Annotated in this window: 17 protein-coding genes and 1 pseudogene; 10 read left to right on the forward strand and 8 right to left on the reverse strand. The window is 40.8% G+C overall.

Features of this window, described 5'->3' with window-relative positions; genetic code table 11:
• Nucleotide 1: 1 nt before the first annotated feature.
• A complete protein-coding gene (locus CJD30_RS03400; RefSeq protein ID WP_294916317.1) occupies nucleotides 2-556 on the reverse strand; it encodes a CvpA family protein in 555 nt (184 codons plus the stop codon).
• Nucleotides 556-1,476, reverse strand: a complete 921-nt coding sequence (locus CJD30_RS03405; RefSeq protein WP_294916319.1) for a GGDEF domain-containing protein — start codon at nucleotides 1,474-1,476, stop codon at nucleotides 556-558. The genes CJD30_RS03400 and CJD30_RS03405 overlap by 1 nt, the downstream gene beginning before the upstream one ends.
• A 198-nt stretch (nucleotides 1,477-1,674) precedes the next feature.
• Here CJD30_RS03405 and CJD30_RS03410 point away from each other — a divergent pair, with 198 nt between their 5' ends.
• Nucleotides 1,675-3,021, forward strand: coding sequence for a class II 3-deoxy-7-phosphoheptulonate synthase (locus tag CJD30_RS03410; RefSeq protein WP_294916321.1), 1,347 nt, complete (start codon nucleotides 1,675-1,677; stop codon nucleotides 3,019-3,021).
• A 50-nt stretch (nucleotides 3,022-3,071) separates the two neighbouring features.
• On the opposite strand, the gene CJD30_RS03415 is transcribed toward CJD30_RS03410, so the two are convergent.
• From CJD30_RS03415 to gatC, 4 genes are all read right to left on the reverse strand, one after another.
• Nucleotides 3,072-3,476, reverse strand: a complete 405-nt coding sequence (locus CJD30_RS03415; RefSeq protein WP_294916323.1) for a Fur family transcriptional regulator — start codon at nucleotides 3,474-3,476, stop codon at nucleotides 3,072-3,074.
• A 105-nt stretch (nucleotides 3,477-3,581) separates the two neighbouring features.
• A complete protein-coding gene (locus CJD30_RS03420) occupies nucleotides 3,582-4,652 on the reverse strand; it encodes a type IV pilus twitching motility protein PilT (RefSeq protein ID WP_294916325.1) in 1,071 nt (356 codons plus the stop codon).
• On the reverse strand, nucleotides 4,649-4,993 hold the full coding sequence (locus tag CJD30_RS03425) for an arsenate reductase family protein (protein ID WP_294916327.1): 345 nt from the start codon (nucleotides 4,991-4,993) through the stop codon (nucleotides 4,649-4,651). The genes CJD30_RS03420 and CJD30_RS03425 overlap by 4 nt, the downstream gene beginning before the upstream one ends.
• A 3-nt stretch (nucleotides 4,994-4,996) precedes the next feature.
• The gene (gene gatC / locus CJD30_RS03430; RefSeq protein WP_294916329.1) at nucleotides 4,997-5,287 is read right to left on the reverse strand and encodes an Asp-tRNA(Asn)/Glu-tRNA(Gln) amidotransferase subunit GatC; all 291 of its coding nucleotides are present in this window, start codon (nucleotides 5,285-5,287) and stop codon (nucleotides 4,997-4,999) included.
• A gap of 122 nt (nucleotides 5,288-5,409) precedes the next feature.
• Here gatC and CJD30_RS03435 point away from each other — a divergent pair, with 122 nt between their 5' ends.
• The 9 genes from CJD30_RS03435 (at nucleotide 5,410) to CJD30_RS03475 (ending at nucleotide 12,395) form a co-directional block, all read left to right on the forward strand.
• Nucleotides 5,410-6,009 carry a hypothetical protein gene (locus CJD30_RS03435; protein ID WP_294916330.1) on the forward strand — a complete coding sequence of 200 codons (600 nt, stop codon included), beginning with the start codon at nucleotides 5,410-5,412 and terminating at the stop codon, nucleotides 6,007-6,009.
• Nucleotides 6,006-7,004, forward strand: a complete 999-nt coding sequence (locus CJD30_RS03440; protein ID WP_294916332.1) for a hypothetical protein — start codon at nucleotides 6,006-6,008, stop codon at nucleotides 7,002-7,004. The genes CJD30_RS03435 and CJD30_RS03440 overlap by 4 nt, the downstream gene beginning before the upstream one ends.
• Nucleotides 7,004-7,828, forward strand: a complete 825-nt coding sequence (locus CJD30_RS03445) for a tyrosine-type recombinase/integrase (protein ID WP_294916334.1) — start codon at nucleotides 7,004-7,006, stop codon at nucleotides 7,826-7,828. Before CJD30_RS03440 ends, CJD30_RS03445 begins: the two co-directional genes overlap by 1 nt.
• A 59-nt stretch (nucleotides 7,829-7,887) precedes the next feature.
• Nucleotides 7,888-8,229, forward strand: coding sequence for a cupin domain-containing protein (locus CJD30_RS03450; RefSeq protein WP_294916336.1), 342 nt, complete (start codon nucleotides 7,888-7,890; stop codon nucleotides 8,227-8,229).
• A 7-nt stretch (nucleotides 8,230-8,236) separates the two neighbouring features.
• The gene (locus tag CJD30_RS03455; RefSeq protein ID WP_294916338.1) at nucleotides 8,237-8,854 is read left to right on the forward strand and encodes a type III pantothenate kinase; all 618 of its coding nucleotides are present in this window, start codon (nucleotides 8,237-8,239) and stop codon (nucleotides 8,852-8,854) included.
• Nucleotides 8,848-9,471 (forward strand): ATP phosphoribosyltransferase, encoded by a 624-nt coding sequence (gene hisG, locus CJD30_RS03460; protein ID WP_294916339.1) that lies wholly within the window; start codon nucleotides 8,848-8,850, stop codon nucleotides 9,469-9,471. Before CJD30_RS03455 ends, hisG begins: the two co-directional genes overlap by 7 nt.
• Nucleotides 9,472-9,533: 62 nt before the next feature.
• Nucleotides 9,534-10,052, forward strand: a complete 519-nt coding sequence (locus tag CJD30_RS03465) for a glycine zipper 2TM domain-containing protein (RefSeq protein WP_294916340.1) — start codon at nucleotides 9,534-9,536, stop codon at nucleotides 10,050-10,052.
• A 106-nt stretch (nucleotides 10,053-10,158) separates the two neighbouring features.
• The gene (gene gap / locus CJD30_RS03470; RefSeq protein ID WP_294916342.1) at nucleotides 10,159-11,154 is read left to right on the forward strand and encodes a type I glyceraldehyde-3-phosphate dehydrogenase; all 996 of its coding nucleotides are present in this window, start codon (nucleotides 10,159-10,161) and stop codon (nucleotides 11,152-11,154) included.
• Nucleotides 11,154-12,395: a glucose-6-phosphate isomerase gene (locus CJD30_RS03475; protein WP_294916343.1), complete on the forward strand. Its 1,242-nt coding sequence runs from the start codon at nucleotides 11,154-11,156 to the stop codon at nucleotides 12,393-12,395. The genes gap and CJD30_RS03475 overlap by 1 nt, the downstream gene beginning before the upstream one ends.
• A 14-nt stretch (nucleotides 12,396-12,409) precedes the next feature.
• Here CJD30_RS03475 and CJD30_RS03480 read toward each other — a convergent pair whose 3' ends face one another.
• Both CJD30_RS03480 and CJD30_RS03485 read right to left on the reverse strand, forming a co-directional pair.
• A complete protein-coding gene (locus tag CJD30_RS03480) occupies nucleotides 12,410-12,751 on the reverse strand; it encodes a CZB domain-containing protein (protein ID WP_294916439.1) in 342 nt (113 codons plus the stop codon).
• Nucleotides 12,752-12,799: 48 nt separating this feature from the next.
• Nucleotides 12,800-13,219, reverse strand: a pseudogene (locus tag CJD30_RS03485) (methyl-accepting chemotaxis protein); the annotation flags it as partial.
• Nucleotides 13,220-13,343 lie beyond the last annotated feature (124 nt).

Genomic DNA, 13,343 nt, shown 5'->3' on the forward strand with positions numbered 1-13,343 from the left:
GTTAATTATCCTTGTTCAAAGTGGTGTTGTTGTCGCTTGTATTGAAATCGTTTAAAAGCGATGCAGTGCTGTTGGTTTCAATATGCAAAATAAAATTCCCGGTTGCGAACATCGGTTTATACAAATAGCTATTAGAGAGTTTTTGTTCAAAATTTTCTCGGATAGCACTGACGCTAAAAAGTGCATAAACGATGATTGAAATGATGAAGAAAAATTTGCTGCTCCCCATCACAAAACCCAATCCGCGATCCAATGGCCCTAATCCGCTCAATGTGCTGAGCTTTTTGAACCCCGATCCTAATGCAACCATAAGGAGCCAAAATATTCCCAATGCGAAAATAAATCCGACAAGATTGATAGCGGTGGTACTTTCAAAATGAAAAATGAAATCACTGAGGAAATTACCGATAATCCCGCCTAAATGAGAAGCGACAAAAACACCGCCTACAATACCGATTAATCCGAAAACCTCTTTAGAAAAGCCGTTTAAAAGCCCTTTGAGCCCTAAAAGCAATACGACGGATCCAACCGCAAGGTCAAAATAACTTAAATCCATTAAAACTCCGTCTCTAAACGATCTTTGCCGTTGTTTTTTGCTTTATACAATGCTGCATCTGAACGTTCGATAACCGTGTCGATTGTGTCATTTGGCTGCAGTTTTGTCATACCAATACTTAGCGTAACGGTAATCTGCTGATTTTGAAAAAGAGGCTTGTTATTTCGACAAAGTGTTAACAGCCTTTCAGCCACCAGCTTTGCCCCTTCTATATCCGTACGATTGAGAATGATAATAAACTCTTCACCACCGAATCGATATACTCGATCCCCATCACGAAGCGCTTTTTTGAAGAGTTTCGCTAAGAAAATCAGTACTTTGTCTCCCGCGATGTGACCGAACTGATCATTGATCATTTTAAAATTGTCTGCATCGACCATCAACACAAAAATTTCAAAATCGAAAATATTTTTTTCCAAGATACTTTTGAGATGTTCGTGAAGTGCATATCGGTTAAACGTTTTGGTTAGAGGGTCCAGAGATGTTTTTACTTCAAGGTTTTTGACTTGTTCCATCAATGTATGAATCACTTCATTGGCACGGGTTACTTCATCGCTGAGATGCACTTGGATGTCGTTGAATTTTTCAGTAATTTTGTCAAAATTGATCAAAGCATCGTTGTTTTCGAGCAACTCGGACTGTTCTTCAGATATTTTTTCAATTTTTTGGTTGGTCACGGAATATGAGTCGATACTCTTTATGGCCAGTTCTTTGTATTCATCAGCAATGGTGTCACGATACGATTGCAGATCGATGGCACCAGAAGCGTAGGATTCTAGAACTTCATTGGTAGCAGTAGCAACGAGTTCAGCAAATTCGCTTGGTCCAATCGTTTTTTGTTGCTTGCTGATTGATGCCAGTTGAACAGAGAGTTGTTTACAAAAATGGAATAAAAAAGGATTTGTTTGACTGTATTCCACCTGTGACCTTTTTACTAGATAAATACTCAAAAGCTCTTTTTAGCTACGAAAAAACGGGCAAATGAGAGATGTTAAAATTAATGCCATTATACTTTTTCAAACATAAATCTAACTTTTGCTTTGCTCAATCAGTCCCATTTTAGGATAAATGGATAAAATTCGTCTACTAATTAGGTGCAAGAGCACACAGGAGACGATATGAGCACATGGAGCCGATCAAGCTGGAGAGAAAAACCGATTAAACAACAGCCTACGTATCCCGATACGGCAGTTTTAGAGCAAATCGAAGCACAGCTGCGCAATTATCCGCCACTCGTATTCGCCGGTGAAGCCCGCACGCTCAAAAAGAATTTGGCTGACGTCTGTGAAGGAAAAGCTTTTTTACTTCAGGGGGGAGATTGTGCAGAGAGTTTTTCTGAATTTCACGCGCACAATATCCGAGATACATTTAAAGTCATGATGCAAATGGCAGTGGTAATGACATTTGCCGGAGGCGTACCGGTTGTTAAAGTAGGGCGTCTAGGAGGGCAGTTTGCAAAACCGCGTTCGGCTGATACGGAAACGATTGATGGCGTTACGTTGGCAAGCTATCGCGGTGATATCATCAACGGTGTCGAATTCAATGAAGCTGCACGTATTCCAGATCCGTACCGTATGGTTCAAGCTTATAACCAATCGGCAGCAACATTAAATCTTTTACGTGCTTTTGCTACCGGAGGCTTGGCGGACTTGCATCAAGTTCATGCATGGAATCTTGGATTTGTCGGTCAAAATGAAATGACAAAAAAATACGATGAGCTCTCTCGCCAGATTGATGATTCTCTCCGTTTCATGGCAGCATGTGGGATTACATCCGATAAATTTCAAACCCTTAGAGAGACCGATTTCTTTACGTCTCATGAAGCGTTATTGCTCAACTACGAAGAGGCATTTACCCGACAAGACTCGTTGACGGGTGAGTGGTATGATGTATCGTCGCACATGTTATGGATCGGAGATCGTACTCGTCAGCTTGATGGTGCTCATGTTGAATTCATGCGCGGAATTAATAACCCGATCGGAGTCAAAGCAGGGCCGTCTATGGACCCTGAAGATTTAGTGCGTCTGTGTGATATTCTTAACCCGAATAATGAAGCTGGACGCTTGAACGTTATTGTACGTATGGGTGCAGATAAAGTTGCTGATGGCATGCCTGCTTTGATTCGTGCAGTGGAGAGAGAAGGGAAAAAAGTGGTGTGGAGCTGTGATCCGATGCACGGAAATACCATTACCAGTAATGGCTATAAAACCCGTCCGGTAGAGCAAGTTTTAAAAGAGATGAAACAATTTTTCCAAGTACATAAATCGGAAGGGACGTACGCAGGTGGTGTACATCTTGAAATGACAGGGAAAAATGTAACTGAGTGTTTGGGTGGATCGTTTGAAATCACATCTGAAAATTTAAAAAGCCGTTACCATACTCACTGTGATCCGCGTCTTAATGCCGATCAATCGCTTGAATTGGCATTTTTGATCGCTGATACCCTCAAAGAAGCGCATCGTTAAGCGAAGCTTCTATCCTCGGAGTTTTTTTTCGGCTCCGCGGAATCTTTTACTTATTGTTTTTGACAATTAGGGCAAATTCCCGAAATAACAATCGACACATCATCCGCTTTATAATGACTCACTTTCATAGAATGCTGAAGAATCTCATTGGGATTATAAGGTAAATCTTTGAGTTCTCCGCATGATTTGCAAAGCATATGTACATGTGATTCTTTTTGAATTTCGTATTTTGTTTTTTGCCCTGGAATTTTTACTTCCCGTATCAAACTTACATCCAACATAGTATGAACGTTTTTATATAAGGTTGCGAGGGATATAGAGCTGAATTTTTCTCGAATCGCCTGATAAAGTTCATCAATATTGATATGCCCGGCATGATGCATCAATTGCATAATTGCAACTCTTTGCGGTGTTGCTTTGAGATGATGAGATTTTAATAGATGTTCATGTTTCATAATGTGTAATTATAAACTATAAATAGAGGTATATTTTCTAAAGGAGGGGATTCGTGAAGAGATTTGAAATTTTTTTTAAGAATTCCCCCTCGGGGAAAGAGGGAACTAGAGGGACTCTATAACACGAATCAATTCATCCGGCTTATTCGAATATTGCAATGCAGTCTCTTTATTGATCAATTTTTTACGTAAGAAGTCTACAATTTCTTGGGTTTGGGTCGTCATACTTGTCCCCTGCTGGTTAAGCTGCATTTGGGAATATAGTTGATGAACTTTATCTTCACGAATGAGGTTTGCAATCGCCGGATTGGTAATCATAACCTCTTGTGCGGCAATACGGCCACCTCCGATTTTCGGTAAAAGTGCTTGGGAAATAACCGCAATCAGTGATGTTGAAAGCTGCGCACGTACTTGCGGTTGTTCATCCCCCGCAAATACGTCGATAATACGATTGATGGTTTGAGGCGCTGAGTTGGTATGGAGAGTTCCGAATACCAAGTGTCCTGTTTCCGCCGCCGTTAATGCTGCAGAGATGGTCTCTTTGTCCCGCATCTCCCCGATGAGGATAACATCAGGGTCTTCACGCAATGCGTATTTCAAAGCGGCAGAAAAGCTTTTCGTATCGGTTCCGACATTCCGATGCGAAAATAGCGATTTTTTGTTGGTATGAACGAACTCAACCGGGTCTTCGACGGTGATGATATGGCGTGCTTCAGTAATGTTGATCTCATTGAGCATCGCAGCCAGCGTAGTCGATTTACCGCTTCCGGTAGGTCCGGTGACAAGGATAAGACCTTTTTCCCGTTTGATAATCTCTTTGAAGATGCGCTTCGCGTTCAAATCATCGAGTGATGGGATAGTGACCGGAATAATACGGAATGCACATGCGATATCGTCCATCGTTTTGTAGTAGTTCGCACGAAAGCGGCCCACATCAGGTATGACGATTGAAAAATCCAGTTCGTTATTCTCTTCAAACGATTTTTTTTGTTTTTCGCTGAGGAGGGAGTACGCCATCTCTTCGATAGCGTGTCCATCAAGTACAGGGAGGTTAAGGGCAACAAGCCGACCGTCGATACGGATCTGAGGTTCTGAACGACTAACGAGATGTAGATCGGACGCTTTGTACGCGACAACGCTTTTGAGAAGTTTGTAAATATCTAAACCTGCATTCATGAAATAAATATCCCTTCGTAGTAAGATGGATCAAAACCGACGATCATACGATCATTGTACTCAATAACGGGGCGTTTGATCAAGAGATTATGATTGCTCATCCATTGTATTTTACTCTCATCATTGAGTTCTAGCGCTTTAAGTCCCAGTGCTTTATAGGTTGTCCCTTTTGTATTCAAAAGAGTCGACATCGGTACTTGTGAGGCCCAAAATTTGATTTTTTCATAATCGACAGGAGTTTTTTTAAAATCATGGAACGTATAAGCAAGAGAATGAGAATCCAAGAAACGTAACGCTTTTTGGACGCTTCCGCACGTTTTAATCCCGTAGATATGTATCATAATTTACTCGATAATCTTCGGAACGATGAAAAAGTGATCTTGTGAATGAGGTGCATGTGAAAGGATATCGTCATTAATGGTGCGATCGACGCTCCCTGCATCTTCTCGCAAACGAGTCGCCGTATCAGACATTGCAAACGTAGCATCTACCCCTTCGGTAGAGAGTTCGGAGAGGTTATCGACAAAAGCGACAATCTCGCTGAGCTGAGCAATCATCTCCTCTCTGTGTTCATCGGGAATTTGAAGAAAAGATAGTTTTTCCAATCGTTGGAGAAGAGTTTCGTCAATTTGCATGGTTAACCTAAGTTGTGATAAATTTATAAAAATAATTGTACCCTAAAAAAAGGTTTACTTAACTTTAACGTAGGGTGAGATATGATTGTCCCATTAATGAGCAGTACAAGATAGGAGTCGTTTTGAGTCTAAAAGAGAATATGGAAGCCGTAAGAGAAGAGTTGAGTTCAGAAGAGAAGTTTTTTGAAAGTGCTATCCGTACGGAACGATTTGTAAAAAAATATCAAAAACCTTTAATCGCAGTCGTTGTTGCATCCTTATTGGCCGTCGGAGGTGCTATCGGTTATCAAGCGTATACGGATGCTAAATTGCAAAGTTCGAATAAAGCTTTTAATCTCCTTTTGGCTAATCCTGCAGATGCTCAAGCAGAGCAGACGCTAAAAAACGATAATCCGGCCCTTTATGACGTATGGAAACTTTCTCGAGGAATTTCGCAAAATGATGTTACGATTCTTGAAGGGTTAAAAAACTCAACCACTTTCGGTGTCGGCGATATTGCAACCTATGAATCAGCTGCTATCAAAGGGGATGCCCAAGCTCTGGAGGGCTATACGAAGAAACAAGGGGCTCTGTATAAAGATCTCGCACTCATAGAACTTGCGGTTAAGTCGATTGAAAAGGGCGATGTAAAAACAGCGAATGAAAAATTAGCACTCATCCCTGAGGATTCGCCTCTGTATCAAGTTGCTTCGTCACTTCAGCACTATGGGGTGAAAGAATGAAATTAGCCCTCAGCTCATTATCAATAGCTACTATCCTCTTATTTACCGGCTGTTCTCATAAAGAGGTGTATAAACCCGATAATGTCAAAGGTGAATGGCGAACAGCCGGACGTATAAGTTCATCTATCGCACAAACCGGTCAGTCGGCTGCATTGCTTGAAAATGGACATTTATTGACTGCCAACGGAGAGAAAAATATTAAGCTTCCGAAAAATTATCGCTTGATCAATGCCGATAATACATGGATTATTACCGAAAGTCCGGAAGGAAATATGGTTCTTTTCCCTGAAGACGGTACCGATGCCAAAGTGACGTTTGATTTCAAACGAGACATAGCGGCTGCGTCTATTCAAGAGGATGTAGTAGCGGTTTTATTTGCAAACAATGAAATGGCCCTCTATTCGCTTGAGAGCAAAAAACTCCTTTTCAAAGAGAGTGCGAATATTCCAATTGCCGTTGATGCACGTATCGCGAATCCCTATTTTCTCAAAGAACTGGTATTGTTTTTAACGCTGGATGGGAAAATTGTGATCGTCAATTCTGAAACAAAGCAGCTTTTGCGTTCGGTGGTTGTCAATTCGGATGAGTATTTTAATAATGTTACATACATGAATGTTATCGATAATAATCTTGTTGCTTCAACCGGAAACGGTGTTTTAGCCCTTTCTCAAAAAGAGGCACGTGAAAAATATGAAATTCGTAATATTGCGTATACTACAGAAGGAATTTGGTTAACGACCAAACAAGGTGAAGTCATTGCACTGAGTCCGACGCTTCAGTTTAAAGCGAAAAAGAAATTTCCGTTTGCCCATTTTGTAGGATTGAGTGTCCAAAATGATCGTGTTTACGCTCTTGAACAAGAGGGATATATGATTGCATTGACAAAAAATCTTTTAGCGTATGATGTTTATGACATCGATATGGACGCGAAAAATAAAATCTTTTTAGGAGACGGCCGTTTTTATTTCGACGACCGCTACATCAATATCAAATAATGTCGAAAGAGCTGGATGCTTTTTTAGAGTACATTATTGTAATCAAAGCATTGAGCCCACGAACGATCGAAGCCTATCGGCATGATCTGAGTGCATTGGAAGAATCTTCCAAAAAGAATCTTACTGAAATTGATTCGAGTCAAATGTTTGAAATGCTCGGATCGATTACCAATAAGCGGACATTAAATCGAAAACTCTCTGCCTTTAACTCCTTTTTGGATTTTTGTCATCGATACCGTTTTGAGTCATCCTCATCGAAATTTTCACTTTCGAAAATTCCAAAAAATCTTCCGAAATATCTTCCGTTTGAGACGATCCAATCCTCGCTAAACTTAATTGACCGGAGTGATTGGATCGGTATGCGCGATTATGCACTCATCCTTTTTCTTTATGCTTCCGGATTACGTATCAGTGAGTGTTTGGCAGTAGAAGAGGGGGATATTGAGGGTGAATGGCTGCGTGTACGTCATGGAAAGGGTGAAAAGGAACGGTATGTTCCATTAGCGGCCGAATCACTTAAAGCACTTAGAATGTACCAAGAACACTCTCCTTATCACAACCGTCCAACTTTATGGCTCAATTATAAGGGAGAGAGGCTCAGTCGTGTTTCAGCGTTTAAGATTACTCAGAAATATGTCGGTGTTTCTCCGCATGCACTTCGCCATTCTTACGCTACGGCACTTATTTTAGGAGGGGCTGATTTGCGTGTAGTTCAAGAACTTTTAGGGCATGCATCCCTTTTGACGACGCAGATTTATACACATGTTCAAAAACAAAATCTCCAAGATACGGTATTGAAATACCATCCTATGTCACACTCTTGATATCCGTCAAGAAACTATTTTCATCTTGAAGCTATTATCCGTTTAAAAAAGGGTTACATATGATGTATGCATCGTTTAATGCCGATATTATTTTCGGTGACACTCAGCCGGTTATCACTCCGTTGATTACAAATGAATACACAAAAGAGATACGAATTGTGTTTCGTGAAGGGCAGTCGATGAAAGCCCATAAAACATCGTTTCCGATCACGGTCATGATCGTATCGGGCGAAATTGATTTCGGAGTGGGAGATGAGCGAATTATATTCGGAGCCGGGGATGTAATTGCACTCGAACCGAATGTTATTCATGATCTACATGCACTGGAAGACGCTATTGTACGTCTTAGTTTGCATAAAAATGACAATATCGCACGGGTAAATGGGGTACTTAAGTTATAATAGCAGTATGATTTTATGTGATATCGGCAATACTTCGGTTGATCTGTTCAGTGAGGGTAAGCGTTCCAAATGTCGTGTAGAGGATTTTGATCCCGCGACTTTTGTGGAAGATGTTTACTATGTCAGTGTCAACCTCTCGATGAATGAACGAATTCATGGACTTGCAAATTGGTATGATCTTCGAAAACTTATCGATTGGGACAAATATTACCCTAGCATGGGAGTAGATCGAGTCATGGTATGTGAAGCCATTGAAGACGGTGTAGTTGTCGATGCGGGAAGTGCAATAACTGTTGATGTAATGCGAAATGGTATCTATGATGGGGGATTTATTGCTTTAGGTCTCTACTCTGCACACGAAGCGTATGGTCGTCTTTCAAGTGCATTGAGTATGTCATTTAACTTTGAGGTTGATTTGGCTAAAATGGCAAAAAATACACCTGATGCCCTTACAATCGGTTTTTTGGCTCCTTTAATAGAGAAAATAGAGCGGTTGGGGAAACCGCTCTATATTACCGGTGGAGACGGGCAGCTCTTGTCACGTTTTTTTAGCGAGGCGATTGTGGATGAAGATTTGATTTTCACAGGGATGAATAAGTTGATAGAAAAAGGGTCTAAATGCTAAGTGTTGCACTCCCAAAAGGGCGGATTGCCGAAGATACGTTGGAAATATTTGAGACGATTTTCGGAAGCAGTTTTAAATTTGATGATCGTAAATTGATCCTTCAAACCGAAAATTTTAAATTTTTACTCGTACGTAATCAAGATGTTGCAACGTATGTTTATCATCAAGCAGCCGATATCGGGGTTGTTGGTCTTGATACTCTTGAAGAGCAAGGGTTGGATGTCATACGACTCCTCGACCTACAAAAAGGGAAATGTCGGGTCGCCATCGGTATGCGTGCAGGTGAAAAACCCGATTTTACAAAAAGTGAGATCAAGGTAGCAACCAAAATGGTCAATATTACCAAGCGCTATTTTGCCGAACGTGCGGTGGCTGCCGATATCATCAAATTGTATGGATCGATTGAACTTGCCCCATTGGTTGGATTGGCGGATATGATTGTTGACGTTGTTGAGACAGGTAGCACAATGAAACAAAACGGTTTGGAAGTGGTTGAGACGATTATGGAATCCACTACCCATCTTATCGCGAATAAAAACAGCTTTTTTGAGAAAAAAAGTGAAATTTTAGATGTCTATGAGAAAATAAACGCCCTTTTATACGGCAACAACCACTAAAATTCACGATTGATTCACAAAAGAGAGCTAAAATACGATCAATAACATTTAAAGGAGAGACAATGTCATCTCATTATTCATCACGTTTTGCATGGGCACTATTGCTTGCCACATCAGGACTTATGGCTGATAGTTTTTCGACTACAGAATATATCTCAGTTACCAAATCAGTTCCGAGCTATTCAACACTTCAAGAACAAATTCCGAGTCAAAGATGTTACGACGTACAAGAAAAAGTGAGTTCGGGTGGAACGAATAACGATGTTGTTGGTGCTGTCGTTGGAGGAGCATTAGGCGGAGTGCTCGGTCATAACGTCGGTGGAGGGACGGGTAAAACCGTTGCAACCGTCGGAGGAGCTGTTTTAGGTACGTTGGCAGGGCAAAATGTAGGGAGCAAATACAATACTCCGGAAACCACATCGTATCAAACCGTTCGCAAATGTGAGAATATCACGACATTAAAAACACGTGAAGTGTTAAACGGTTATACAAATTATGCAAAACTAAAAGGCAAAGAGATCACTGTCGAGAGTGATCAACCTCTTAAACAAATTCCTGTAACTGTCACCTATAGCTATTAATTTTCTCCTGTTTTCAGGAGAAATCTTCCACTTTCTTACTCTCATTTCAACGATAATTTGTTAAAATAGATCATATTATTAATCTTTTAGCAGGACAGGAGTCTTTATGGCACTCAAAGTGGCAATTAACGGAACAGGCAGAATTGGAATTATCGTTGCAAAAATCATTGCAGAGCGCAATGACATCGAACTTGTAGCGTTAAACACCACATCAAAACCTGAGATGTTGGAATATTTGCTCAAATTCGACAGTGTACATCGCGGTATTGATGCAAAAGTTATCGATGATCAAACGATCCAAATCGGGGGCAAGAACATTCGTATGTTCAGTGACCGTAATATCGATAATGTTGATTTTGGAAGTGCCGGAGCAGAAGTGGTTATTGAATGTACCGGTAAGTTTTTGGATCAAGAGAGCTGTGCAAAACACCTTAAAAACGGTGTTAAAAAAGTCATCATGTCTGCCCCTGCGAAAGATGATTCTCCAACGTATGTATTTGGTGTTAATTCAGATGGATACAAAGGTGAAGCTATTATCTCAAATGCAAGCTGTACAACAAACTGTCTTGGGCCGATTTGTAAAGTGCTTGATGATGCATTCGGTATTGAAAACGGTCTTATGACAACGATTCACTCGTATACTAACGATCAAAACATTCTGGATGTAAAACACTCTAAAGATCCTCGTCGTGCACGTGCGGCAGCAATGAATATGATTCCGACGTCAACCGGTGCGGCTAAAGCAATAGGGAAAGTTATGCCGAATCTCCTTGGCAAACTAAACGGATATGCGATGCGTGTACCGACTCCGGATGTATCGGTAGTGGATTTAACCGTCAATTTGAAAAAAGAGGTTACAAAAGAAGATGTACATGCTGCGTTTAATAGTGCTGCAGAAGGTGCATTTAAAGGATTGATCGAAGTTGATAACGACAAACGTGTATCAAGTGACTTTATCGGTTCTACATACAGCTCGACCTATGTACCGGATATGACCAGTGTGGTTGATGGCAATACTGTAAAAGTATTGGCATGGTACGATAATGAATGGGGATACAGCAGTCGCCTTGTTGATATGACGGTTCTTATCGGAACGCGTTAATGCTTCGATATACGAACCATTTTGAAACGAAAACGCTTGATCCGTTTACCCTTGAAAAAGGGTACGAAGCGGTTCGTTACGAAGCCTCATCGGGAGATGTAGGTTATTATCATCTCCCTCTCTCCTCTATTGCGCTTGTAGAAGAACTCCAAAACCTTTATCGAGATATTGACCGCCGTTTTAATACGATTGCAATCATTGGTATCGGTGGATCGTCTTTGGGGATAAAAGCGATTGAACGCCTTCTTCGTCCGAGTACTCCAAACGCAAAAAAACTTATTTATCTTGAGAATTCAGACCCTATCACTATTATGCATGAGATGAAACAAATTGATAAGTTTCGCACGCTGTTTGTTGTGATTTCAAAGTCAGGCGGAACGGTAGAGACGCTGTCAATTTTTAAACGGTTGATCGTTAGCTTTGAATTGCCGTTGCAAGATTCTGAACAGATTTATGTTGTCAGTGACGACGCTTCTCCTTTGGCACAGTTTGCTGATGAAAATCATCTTCGCCGCTTTGTTATCCCAAGCAACGTCGGTGGACGTTTCTCTGTTTTGAGTGCTGTGGGAATGGTCCCTTTGACATTAGCCGGTTTTGATACCTTTATGATCCTAAAAGGGGCTCAAGCATTTTTGGAACGTTTCTGGAATCGTGAAGAAGAGCATATGCTTCAAAAAGCGGCTTTTTATGTTACGCACAGTGAACAATATCCTATGAACGTCCTTTTTGCCTATTCGGATACCTTTGAAGAGTTCGGCAAATGGGTTGTTCAAATCTGGGGTGAATCTTTGGGTAAAAGAAACCGTGTCGGCTCGCGAGTAGGATTAACTCCTATTTCACTAATCGGATCGGTGGATCAACACTCCTTTTTGCAATTGATTATGGAAGGGCCATTGAATAAGACGGTAACCTTCATGCATATTGAAAGTTCAGAAGAGCATTTGATGATTCCTGAACTTTCTTTATCGCATTTAGAGAAGAGTGATTTCGTAAACGGAAAAAGCTTCAATGACTTGATCAATGCACAATGTCGTGCCACAATCCAAAGTGTCTTACAAAGCGGTGTATGTGTCGATGAGATTGCGTGGAAACAGATTGATGAAGCATCCGTAGGCGAATTGATTTTATATTATGAGTTATTGACTTCTCTTAGCGGTGCACTGTTGGAGATTAATACGTATGACCAGCCGGGTGTCGAGGTTGGAAAACAAATCTTACAAGGGTATTTTCAGAAGGGATAAACTCCCTTTTGAAATTAGACGTTTTTCCCCAGTTCTTGTTCTGATTCGATGATTAGATTATCCATGAGATTAAAGAGTTTGAGGCTTGCTTCTTCCATCTCCGTAAAGTTCGTTATGATCTCTGATTGATGCTGAATCGATTGATCCCCATTTTCAATATATTTAATATTTTCATGCACTTTATTGTGAACAATTGAGTGAGGGGTAGAAATGTTCTTAAAGCTGGTAAGATGAGAGAAACGCTCTTTGCCTAATCCGCTATCGTACCATTTTCCGAGGCGACATTCATGATGTGTTCCGAATACCGTATCGGCTTTTCCATTCACGATACTTTTGTACGCGTTAGATTTGAACATAATATGATCGATTTTTGCCAACGTGATGAACGTCGTGTTTTCAATTGCTGTGGCTTGAATCGCCGTGCTTTGTGCATCTTGGTTGAAAGTGTACAAGGTCTCTCTAAATGACTCGATGGATTGACTTGATTCACTTGCGATATCATTCATATCTTCGGAATTGGTATGGATTTCGGTTGTCTCTTGCTGCAAGGTTTGTACTGCGATACCGATCTCTCCTGTCGCTTTTTGAGTACGTTCTGCAAGCTTACGAACTTCATCCGCAACAACGGCAAAACCTCGACCGTGTTCACCCGCACGCGCAGCTTCGATCGCTGCATTGAGAGCGAGGAGATTGGTTTGATCCGCAATATCTTTAATCAAATTGACAACAGAAGTAATCTCACTTGTTTTTTCGTTGAGTGAATTAATCGCTTGGGCCGAAATTTGAACCAGTTCAATAAGTCGGTTGAGTTTTGAAATGATCAATTCAAGTTCATTAACGGTCTCAGATGAGTTTTTAGAAGTTGCTTGGCTGATTTTTGTAATCGAATCAAGGCGGATAATACTTCTTTGAAGATCTTCTTGTGTACAACCGATTTTAAAATGATAG

It is taken from the genome of Sulfuricurvum sp. PD_MW2, from assembly GCF_002633015.1.
In the GTDB taxonomy this organism is placed as follows: domain Bacteria; phylum Campylobacterota; class Campylobacteria; order Campylobacterales; family Sulfurimonadaceae; genus Sulfuricurvum.